Genomic DNA, 10,206 nt, shown 5'->3' on the forward strand with positions numbered 1-10,206 from the left:
AATGTCTCTTTTGTTCCGAAATAAAGTGATAATTTACAGATGATTCCAGAGCATATTCGTAAGGCGATGGAGTAAGCAAGTTTGAGAAGTTAATCATGAATCTAATTTTTTATTTTATTTTATTAATATTTAAAATAAAATATTATTGTCAAGGGACAACAAAGAATGGGGGAATAACGGAGGCAATCGAAAAGCCGCCCTTGCCTTTATCGAATGTTACCTTTGGCGGTGTTCGGTTGGTCAAGGGTTCGCTTCGCCGAATCCGGCAGGTTTTCTCTTCGACGGGCTCAGGAGGACAAAAAGGTCAGGTTGTCTCTTGTTGGAGAAACGCTTGTGCCATGGTGATCAGCTTCGTTCACTGGGCCGACATATGCGATAGCTCGGCGAGCTCCGGGATGACGACCGGCACCCGGTCTTCGAGCGCGCTATGTGGGCGCAGAAAGATGACAATGATTTGATGAGTGGGAGATGGACATTGAAAAAACGGAAGAAATACGCGGCGGCGAGCGTGGTGTTGGCGTTGGGGCTGCTGGCTCCTTCGTTTGGGCCGACGGCGGTAGGCGCGGAGGAGCGGGACGTCGTCAAGCTGCGCATTTTAGTGGCGTTCCGGTGACGATGCCGGGTTCATGGGGCGATACGCTCGGCGTGATCGACTTGACGGTCGAGCAAGTCGACGGAAAATGGAAAGTGACGCAAGCGAAAGCCCAACTCCGTCCAGTGTATGACAAGGCGACGAAAACGCCGTTGGTTGACAGCGATTCGGCCGTCGAGCAGGCCATTCAGGCGGAGCACGAAGCGACGATCCAGTACGTCCGCAGCCCGGTTGGAAAAACTACGAGCCCGATCAACAGCTATTTTGCACTCGTTCAAGATGATCCGTCCGTGCAAATCGTCACGAACGCCCAAAAGTGGTATGTGGAAAAAATGTTAAAAGGGACGCAGTATGAAGGCCTTCCGGTGCTGTCAGCCGGCGCTCCGTTCAAGGCCGGCGGGCGCGGTGGACCGAGCTATTACACGGATATTCCGGCAGGGGAAATCGCCATTAAAAACGTCGCCGATTTGTACTTGTATCCAAACACGGTGTATGCGCTGAAAATTACGGGAGCCGAGTTGAAAGAATGGCTTGAGTGGTCGGCGGGACAATTCAACCAAATCGACCCGAACAAGACAGGCATTCAGCCGCTTGTCAACAACGACTTCCCGACGTACAACTTCGACATTATTGATGGCGTGACGTACGAGATCGATGTGACCGAGCCGGCGAAATACGACAAAAACCAAAATGTGATCAATCCGAAAGCAAACCGCATTAAAAACTTGCGATTCCAAGGCAAACCGGTGACGGCGAAGATGGAATTTATCGTTGCGACGAACAACTATCGGGCGACGACGAACCGGATCATCAATCCGGGCGGGAAAAACACGATTTTGGCCGCGCCGGATGAAAACCGGCAAGTGATCATCGATTATATTCGCGAAAACGGAACGATCAACCCGTCCGTGGACGGCAACTGGACCTTTGCGCCAGTGAAAGGGAAAGCATCGGTGACCGTTTCCTTTGAATCGTCACTGGAAGCACAAAAATATTTGCCGCCAGACAGCCGCATCCGCTATGTGGCGACATTGTCCAACGGGTTTGCCCAATACGAACTTACGCTGTTGTCTTGGAAAGAAACGAAAACAAACCATTCGAAAGAGCTAGAAAAATCTGGACGTTAAGAAGAGGTTGGAAAAATAGCAGGTGATTTAGGAGGCAGGTGATTTCGTATAAAATACTGCTAGTTCCAGCTGTTTCTTAATTAGAACAACCTTGCGGAATCAATCTTCTTTTTCGGCGAAATGCCGCTGATTTGCTCGTGACAGCCGTTTTTTACCGGCCTTTTAGGTGACACGAAAATGTGACTAAAAGTATTTCTGGCGCTACTGCCATTTTTTCCATTTCGAAAATATCGCCTTTTTGACTGACGATGAGAAGAAGATCTTTTACGTTAACGTCATTTCCGAAAGAAGTCTCCCACCTCAAGGAATGTGAAGAGCGATCGATCAATGAGTAGGTGGGAGATGAATTTCGGTTGGCCATCGCCGATGAATATGATCGTCTATGGTTCAAACCGACACCTTTGGAACGAAGGGAAGCGTAAAGGGTTCTTGTTTGTGGCTTACCGTTCAGTGAACACGCACAAGTCGCTTGAAGCCCCTGCCTCTAAGCGAAGCGTAGGTGGTGGGCAGTTCACTTCTAACAAGGACAGTGAAAAACAGCCGCTTTCGTTGAGCGGGCGGTCATGGAAGGAAAAAAGATGTTCGATTGGGGAAGCGCTGCTTGTCCGACCGGGCGCTACCCATCATCTGCTTTTTCGAAGGCCGGTGGACATCGAGGTTCTTGGGATCATTCGTTTTGGAAAACGGAACGATTTTGTCACTGTATCGGTGGTGAAGCCCCCCACCTTTTGTAACATTGCCCGAAAGCAGTGCCACTGTCCATGGATGATTGTTTGCTAGCTTGGTCAGGAGGGAGACATGTGTTAGGCATTACAAGTTACGGGATGTATTTGCTGGCGTCGATTTTGATGCATGCCACTCCGGGAGTGGATACGATGTATATTATGGGGCGCAGTGTGGCGCAAGGGAGAAAAGCGGGCGTGTATTCGGTGTTGGGCATTTCGATGGGAGTGTTCATTCATACGTTGCTCGCTGCGTTTGGTTTGGCGGTGATTTTGCAGCAGTCGGTTGTCTTATTTACGGCTGTGAAAATCGCTGGCGCGGCGTATTTGGTGTATCTTGGCATCAAAATGATGCGGCAGCCGGCGCCGCCCGCGTTGGAGTCGGGGGAGTTGGCGCCGATGAAGCTGAACAAGATTTATTGGCACGGCGTGACGACGAATGTGTTGAATCCGAAAGTGGCGTTGTTTTTCCTTTCGTTTTTGCCGCAATTCATCGAAACGGCCCAGCCATACGGCCCGCTTCCGTTTCTGCTGCTCGGCGTTTCGTTCGTGGTGACGAGCACGCTGTGGGGGCTTGGCGTCGTCTATGTCGCCGCGCTAGCGACGAAACGGATGCGTCAAAACGCGAAAATGGCGCTTCTTGTCAATCGATTGACAGGGATCGTGTTTATCGGGCTTGGTGTGAAGCTGCTGCAAACGAAAGCGTCGTGAGCGAGGGCGAACGGCGTCAGAAAGCATGATCCTCACCTGCCTGAAAGCGCGGGCGGTGATTCGGTGCGGAGGTTGGCTAGAGGAATGGGGACGGATGACAAAGGAATAGCGGTGATTCTCCTTGTGGCGGGAATCGGGGTGTTTCCGTTTGGGATCGTGATCATTAAGCAACAGTGGGAAGAATACAAGAAGAAGGAGGGGCGTGAGCGGAGAATAGTCTTGTTTTTTGAAATGATCGATCTTTGGTCAACATGGGTGCTATTTCTCTCCCTGCTCCTCATATTGGGAGGCGCGGCACTGTTGTGGAGATGAGCAGAAAAGAGGGCAGCCGCCCTCTTTTTTCTTCCGCTACGACCGCTCGCTGACGGCGATTTGGATGCCGATCAGCGCGAAGATGGCGCCTTTGAGCCAATGGATTCGCCTAGTGATGGCGGTGTGGGCCGAGAGCCATTGGCGCAGTTTTTCCGCACCGATGCTCACTAAGGTGAAGACAGCGAGAGCTTGAACGAGAAAGATGACGCCTAATACGAGCATTTGCTGCGGGATCTGGCCCGCTGACGGATCAACGAACTGCGGCAGGAGCGCCAAAAAGAAGAGCGACACTTTCGGATTGAGCACGTTCATGACAATGCCTTTTTTGTACAGCGAGGCGTATGCCATTGGCTTCTGCCGCCCAAAGGAGAGGCCCTCGTCTCGTTCACGGAACGCCTGCCAGGCCAGGTACAGCAAATACACAGCGCCTGCATATTTGACGACGGAAAAGGCCAAGGCGGATTGGTAAATGACGGCCGAGACGCCGAGCACCGCCGCGCTGATATGGACAAGCAGGCCGGTGCACAGCCCGAGCGCGGTGGCGATGCCTGCGTGTTTGCCTTGCGACACGCTTTGGGCGATGACGAATAAAATGTCCGGGCCCGGCGCCAATGTAAGCAATATGGCGACGCTGAAAAACGACAAGATGACCTCCATTTCCATCGGAAATCCTCCTTTTCGATCGGTTTTGGCGGGGCGGCCGTGAAAGGCGGTTATGTATATGGATTCGCGAAAGAGGGGGCGGTTCCTTCCTGAACAGTAGTGATCAAAGCGAAAACCGGTAGATTCTCGTGGAAAGATTCGTTTCGTTTTCGCATTGGATTTTCCCCGTGCAGCCCCTGCATCCAGTTTACAAACAACTGTATCCAGGCGGTTCGGCTGATGCCGACCGACATTCACCCCCTCTTTCCCTTCGCGTTGAAGCGAGGGATTTCTTTACAAAGATTGAGTTAAATAGTGGTAGATATACGGCAGTTTCCAATTGTATAATATTGTTATATTTTCCTATATAGCAACAAAGGAAAGGGGGTAGCCGGTTCGAGTGAAAGATGGCATGGCGGCCGTAATGAAAGGGAAGCGAAAAGAAGGGGGAGCAAACACGTGAAATGGTTGAGGGCCATCGGCCTGTCGCTGCTGCTGCTCGGAGTCTATCATTCCGCTGTCTCAGCGGAAACAGTGGATTCCGTCAAGCCGCCGTCTTCGGTGAAGGATGTCGTTGTAAAGTTTTCCGAGCCAAAAGAAATAGCGGCAAACGAGTTGGTTGTGAAGTTTAAAGAAGGAATCAGCGAACAACGGCGGGAAGCGCTGCTGCGGCTGTTTCGGGCTGCCGAGCTTTCGTTCATGGACATCGGGAACTTTTCCCTGGTCAAAGCGCCGAAAGGCACGGATTTGAAAGGATTGGCGGCCAAACTCGTCCAACTTCCGGAAATTGAATCGGTGGAACCGAACTACGTGATTGAACGGACTTATACGCCGAGCGATCCAGGGTACAGCAAACAGTGGCATTTGAAAAAAATCAACGCCCCGAAGGCGTGGGATACGACAAAAGGATCGGGGCAAATTACCGTGGCGGTCGTCGATGACGGGGTGCAGATGAACCATCCCGATTTGGCGGGAAAAATTGTATCCCCCTACAATGTGCTGACAGGGGCGAAGTCGGTCCCAGCTGGGGAGCATGGCACGCATGTAGCCGGCATCATTGCCGCGTCGATCAATAAAAAAGGGGTCGTGGGCGTGGCGCCGAATGTGAAAATTATGCCGGTGAACGTGTTCGAAGGCGATGGGGCGACGAGTTACGACGTGGCGTACGGAATCGTGTATGCGGTAGACCACGGAGCGAATGTGATTAACCTCAGCCTCGGGTTGTACTCCGCGACAGTGTACGAAGCAGAAGCGGTGCAATACGCGGTGTCCAAAGGAGTTGTGCTTGTCGCGGCGGCGGGAAATGACGATATAGACTTCCCGGTGTATCCGGCTGCGTTTGACCCGGTCATCGCCGTGAGCGCTACGGACAGCAGCGATTGGATCACCGATTTCTCCAACTACGGCGATTACATTGACCTCGCCGCCCCCGGAGTCAACATTTATTCCACGTTTCCGGGAAGTTCCTATTACAGCCTGACTGGGACATCGATGGCGGCGCCGATCGTATCGGGCACGGCAGCGCTCGTGTTGTCGAAAAATCCGCTGCTGACGCGCGGGGAAGTCGAGAGCATTTTGCGAAAGTCAACCGTCGATCTGGGCGGTAAGGGATGGGACGTGTTTTATGGGTATGGAAGAGTGGATGCCTATAAGGCGGTGCGGAACACGCCTTCGCCGCTGTCTTCGATTTCGGCGGCAGGAACGTTTACAATGAAGGGAAATAACAAGGTTGGGTTTTCGCTGTCCGCCTATAGAAAAGGGCTGAAAGTGACGGCGTACGTAAAAAACAGCAGGGGGTACGCCGTCCGGACGATCGCCAAAAACAAGCTTTGGAACAGCAACCGCATTTCCTTGTCGTGGGACGGCAAACAAGATAACGGCGCATTTGTCGGAAGCGGCGCGTATACGATGGTCGTTCAAGTGTCGAACGGGCGCGAAACGGTGGCGAAAACGAAGCAAATCAAGGTTGTAGACAGCGTGGTTCCGTCTATTCAGCTGTCATCTTCCACTGTATCGTTCTCGCCGAAGGCAAAAGGGAAGGTGTCCATTCCGTTTGCGCTCAACAAAAAGGCAAGCGTCACGGCGCAAGTGTACGATTCGAAAAACAAGCTCGTGAAAACGATTTGGAGCAACAAATGGCTTTCCGGCGGAAAACAGACGCTTGTTTGGGACGGGAAAAATGCGAGCGGAAAGCTGCTGCCTGACGGAACGTACCGGTTGAAACTGTCCGCAGTGGACGACAAAAAACGCAAGGAAGCCGCGCGCAGCCTCTCGGTCGTGATCGATACAAAAGTCGCCTTTAGCGGCGTGTCGCTTGGCCAAACACTGTTTAAAATGGACGGGGTGGCGAAAGCAAGCTTCCGGATGAATCTGAAAGAGCCTCTCGTCGTTTCTGCCTACGTGAAAACAGAAAAAGGAGCCATCAGCAAACAGCTTTTGCGCAATAAAAAATACAACAGCGGTTCTTATACGATCAGCTGGGACGGAAAAGACAACAAAAACGCCTTTGTCAGTGAAGGAAACTACTATTATACTGTTGAAATTGCCGACTTGTGCGGCAACAAGCTTGTGGTCCATACGGCGAAATTTAAGGTGGAAGATTGGCGCAAGCCAACCATTCAGGCACCGGACGATTTGTATTATGTCCAGCAAGGGCCATTTGACATCCCGTATACGCTGTCGAAGGCGGGCAGCGTCACGGTGGAAATTTACCAAGGTTCGTCCCTCGTGCGCACCGTTCTCTCTGGATCGCAGCAAGGCCCGGGAAGCAAAAAGGCGGCGTGGGATGGGAAAGACGGAAGCGGCCAGTATGTCGCTGACGGGCAATATGAGGTGCGCATGAAAGTGGTGGACGCCCGCGGGCAGCAGGCTTCCTTCACGAGCCTCCTGCACGTCGACTTGGCCAACGTGGCCGCGCCGCAAGTCGTCTGGTTTTATGAAGAAATGGGAAGCGAAGTCCATTTCCGGCTGTCCACGCCAGCGACGGTGACGGCGGAAATTTTCAATGAGGCAGGGGAAAAAGTGCGGACGATCTGGACGGAACATCCGCTTAACGCCGGCGATCAAGTGCTGACATGGGATGGATTGAACGACAATGGCGAAACCGTGTTTTACGATGACAGCGTCTATACGTTCCGCATTGCCGCCCGGTTTGCGAATGGGGTGATCGAAACGACGGAAGGGAAAATCGATAACAGCGCTGATCCTCCATGGCTCGTTTCTTCCCTTTACTCTTTCACCTATGACAGCTATGGCAACCGGACGGCCTTGAACTTATCGATTCGCGTCACGGAAGCCGTGACGGCTACGTTATTCGTCTATGACCCGTACGGCGATGCGTACATTGATGAGAAGACCTATTCGCTGAAGGCCAATGTGGAAACCAACATCGTGTATGCGAAAAAAGACAAATACAGTGACTACTATTACTTGCTTGCATACAAAGACCGTCTCGGTAATGTTTATGTCTACGGCGTGGACGAAACGGAAGAAACGGGATATGCAGCTTCGTACCGCCTGCAAAAAGAAAACGGAGCCAAAAACGGGTTAAAACGATCCGTGAACTGATCATAAAAGACCGCCTTGCCGATTCGGCATGGGCGGTCTTTATCATTGCGGCTGCTTCTTTTTCTCCAAAAACGCCTTCCCATAGGTTCCGTGGTCGTGGAGCATGGTGTGCTCGACTTGGATCGTGGCATGCTCAATGCCGTATTTTTCCTTCAGCATTTCATTCACCGCCAAAATGACACAAAGCGGCTGGATGTGCTCGCTGACAAACACATGGGCCGACAGCGAGTAATGGTCGGTGGAGATGGCCCATAAATGCATGTCGTGCACGTCTTCGACCCCTTCGATCTGTCGAATGTCGGCGCGGATTTGTTCGAGATCGAACCCATCAGGTACGGCTTCCATTAAGATGAGATACGATTCACGCATAATTTTCGCCCCGCCTGTGAAAATGATGGCGGCGATCACGAGGCTGATGATCGGATCGAAAATCGTCCAGCCAGTGAAGTAAATGAGCAGCGCGGACACGATGACGCCGATCGAGCTGATTAAGTCGCCGATGAAATGCCAAAGGGCGCTCTGAACGTTCAAGTTGTCTTCTTCTTTCGTGCTCCGGCTTAAGACGATGGTCAACGTCAAGTTAACGATGAGGCCGATCGCCGCGATTCCGAGCATAAGACGAAAGTTGATCGGTTCAGGATGAAGAAAACGCTGAATGCCTTCCCATAAAATCCACAGCGCAATGACGGCCAACGTCAGCCCGTTCAAAAACGATGTGATGATTTCAAATCGCAAAAAACCGAACGTAAAGCGGCGGTTCGGCGGGCGCGTTGCCATGTAGAGGGCGACCATGCTCAATCCAAGCGCCAATACATCGGATGCCATATGGGCCGAATCGGACAAGAGGGCGAGCGAGTTGGAAATCAGTCCGCCAATGATTTCAACGGCGGTGAAAAACATGGTCAACAAAAGCGTCACCCAGAGCGCTTTTTTTGATTCATGTTGCGTTTTGACGTGCGGGAGATGGTGAAAATCGTACAGTGTTGGAGCCATAATGCACCTCCGTTATTTATAAATTATAATATAAAAATCCGCTTGTGTGCAAATGAAATTTCGACAGCGAGAAAGAGCGGTTGTTGGAATTTGTCTAAAAATATAGACGAACAATTCAAGGAATGAATCCTGCTGCTGGCGAATAGGAGTCAATATTGTGTATGGCCATCATCTTGCTTCAGAAAGGATGCGATCGAACTTGATTGCGGCGAATCCGACGGATTTGGAAGTGTATTTGTTTCATGAAGGCAGCTTGCATAAAAGCTACGAGCTGTTTGGCGCCCACGTGATCGATGAGGGCGGAAGGGCCGCCACCCGCTTTTGCGTCTGGGCGCCGCATGCGCGCGACGTGCGCCTGGTCGGCAGCTTTAACGGCTGGGACGGGGCGAAGTTCCGCCTCACCAAAGTGAACGATGAAGGAGTATGGACGATCGTTGTCCCGGAAAACTTGGAAGGGCATTTGTATAAGTATGAGATCGTCACGCCGGATGGGCGGGTGCTGCTGAAAGCGGACCCGTACGCGTTTTGCTCCGAATTGCGCCCCCACACCGCCTCGATTGTCTACGATCTGAAAGGATACCAGTGGAACGATCAGTCTTGGCAGCGGAAGAAGCGGCGAAAGCGGATTTACGAGCAGCCGATGGTCATTTATGAGCTCCATTTTGGTTCGTGGAAGAAAAAGGAAGGTCGTTTTTTGACGTACCGTGAGATGGCCGACGAACTTATCCCGTACGTGCTAGAGCGTGGATTTACGCACATTGAGCTGCTTCCGCTTGTCGAGCATCCGCTCGACCGTTCGTGGGGGTATCAAGGGACCGGCTATTATGCGGTGACAAGCCGCTACGGTGCGCCGCATGATTTCATGTATTTCGTCGACCGCTGCCATCAGGCAGGAATCGGGGTCATTCTCGATTGGGTGCCGGGGCATTTTTGCAAGGACGCCCACGGGTTATATATGTTTGACGGCGCCCCGACGTACGAATATGCGAACGAAAAAGACCGGGAAAATTACGTCTGGGGGACGGCGAATTTTGACTTAGGCAAACCGGAAGTGCGCAGTTTTCTCATCTCCAACGCCTTGTTTTGGCTCGAGTATTACCACGTCGACGGATTCCGCGTCGATGCGGTCGCGAACATGCTGTATTGGCCGAACAACGACCAGCTCTATGAAAACCCGTATGCGGTCGAGTTTTTGCGCAAGTTAAACGAAGCGGTGTTTGCCTATGACCCCAACGTCTTGATGATCGCTGAAGATTCGACCGATTGGCCGCGGGTGACGGCGCCGACGTATGACGGCGGGCTTGGCTTTAACTACAAGTGGAACATGGGCTGGATGAACGACATGCTGAAGTATATGGAAACGCCGCCGCATGAGCGGAAGCATGCACACAATCAAGTCACCTTTTCCCTCCTTTATGTGTATTCAGAAAATTTCATTTTGCCACCCGTGGTGCTAGTTGAGCTTTAGCGCTCAACTAGCCCAAGTGTAACCAGGGAATAAGCTAACAATATACCGTCTAGTGCCACTTCAAATCCGATA

Annotated in this window: 5 protein-coding genes and 2 pseudogenes; 5 read left to right on the top strand and 2 right to left on the bottom strand. The window is 51.9% G+C overall.

The features are described from left to right. The first annotated feature begins 457 nt into the window (after positions 1 to 457). The 3 genes and pseudogenes from IKE44_RS05935 (at position 458) to IKE44_RS05945 (ending at position 3,152) form a co-directional block, all read left to right on the top strand. Positions 458 to 613 (top strand): hypothetical protein, encoded by a 156-nt coding sequence (locus tag IKE44_RS05935; protein WP_287465297.1) that lies wholly within the window; start codon positions 458 to 460, stop codon positions 611 to 613. Further along, positions 598 to 1,707 (top strand): annotated as a pseudogene (locus tag IKE44_RS05940) (bifunctional 2',3'-cyclic-nucleotide 2'-phosphodiesterase/3'-nucleotidase); the annotation flags it as partial. The gene IKE44_RS05935 and the pseudogene IKE44_RS05940, both read left to right, overlap by 16 nt. Before the next feature lie 812 nt (positions 1,708 to 2,519). Further along, positions 2,520 to 3,152, top strand: a complete 633-nt coding sequence (locus IKE44_RS05945; RefSeq protein ID WP_033016371.1) for a LysE family translocator — start codon at positions 2,520 to 2,522, stop codon at positions 3,150 to 3,152. A 348-nt stretch (positions 3,153 to 3,500) separates the two neighbouring features. Here IKE44_RS05945 and IKE44_RS05950 read toward each other — a convergent pair whose 3' ends face one another. Then, complete coding sequence (locus tag IKE44_RS05950) at positions 3,501 to 4,127, bottom strand: LysE family translocator (protein ID WP_033016374.1); 627 nt, start codon at positions 4,125 to 4,127, stop codon at positions 3,501 to 3,503. A gap of 438 nt (positions 4,128 to 4,565) precedes the next feature. Here IKE44_RS05950 and IKE44_RS05955 point away from each other — a divergent pair, with 438 nt between their 5' ends. After that, positions 4,566 to 7,673 (top strand): S8 family serine peptidase, encoded by a 3,108-nt coding sequence (locus IKE44_RS05955; protein ID WP_049625449.1) that lies wholly within the window; start codon positions 4,566 to 4,568, stop codon positions 7,671 to 7,673. Positions 7,674 to 7,715: 42 nt separating this feature from the next. Here the strand turns inward: IKE44_RS05955 and IKE44_RS05960 are convergent, their stop codons facing one another. Beyond that, on the bottom strand, positions 7,716 to 8,666 hold the full coding sequence (locus IKE44_RS05960; RefSeq protein WP_049625450.1) for a cation diffusion facilitator family transporter: 951 nt from the start codon (positions 8,664 to 8,666) through the stop codon (positions 7,716 to 7,718). A 187-nt stretch (positions 8,667 to 8,853) separates the two neighbouring features. On the opposite strand from IKE44_RS05960, the pseudogene glgB reads away from it, so the two are divergent. After that, positions 8,854 to 10,110 (top strand): annotated as a pseudogene (glgB, locus tag IKE44_RS05965) (1,4-alpha-glucan branching enzyme); the annotation flags it as partial. Positions 10,111 to 10,206 lie beyond the last annotated feature (96 nt).

Origin of the sequence: Geobacillus sp., from assembly GCF_017515625.1 — a bacterium.
Classification (GTDB): Bacteria; Bacillota; Bacilli; order Bacillales; family Anoxybacillaceae; genus Geobacillus; species Geobacillus stearothermophilus.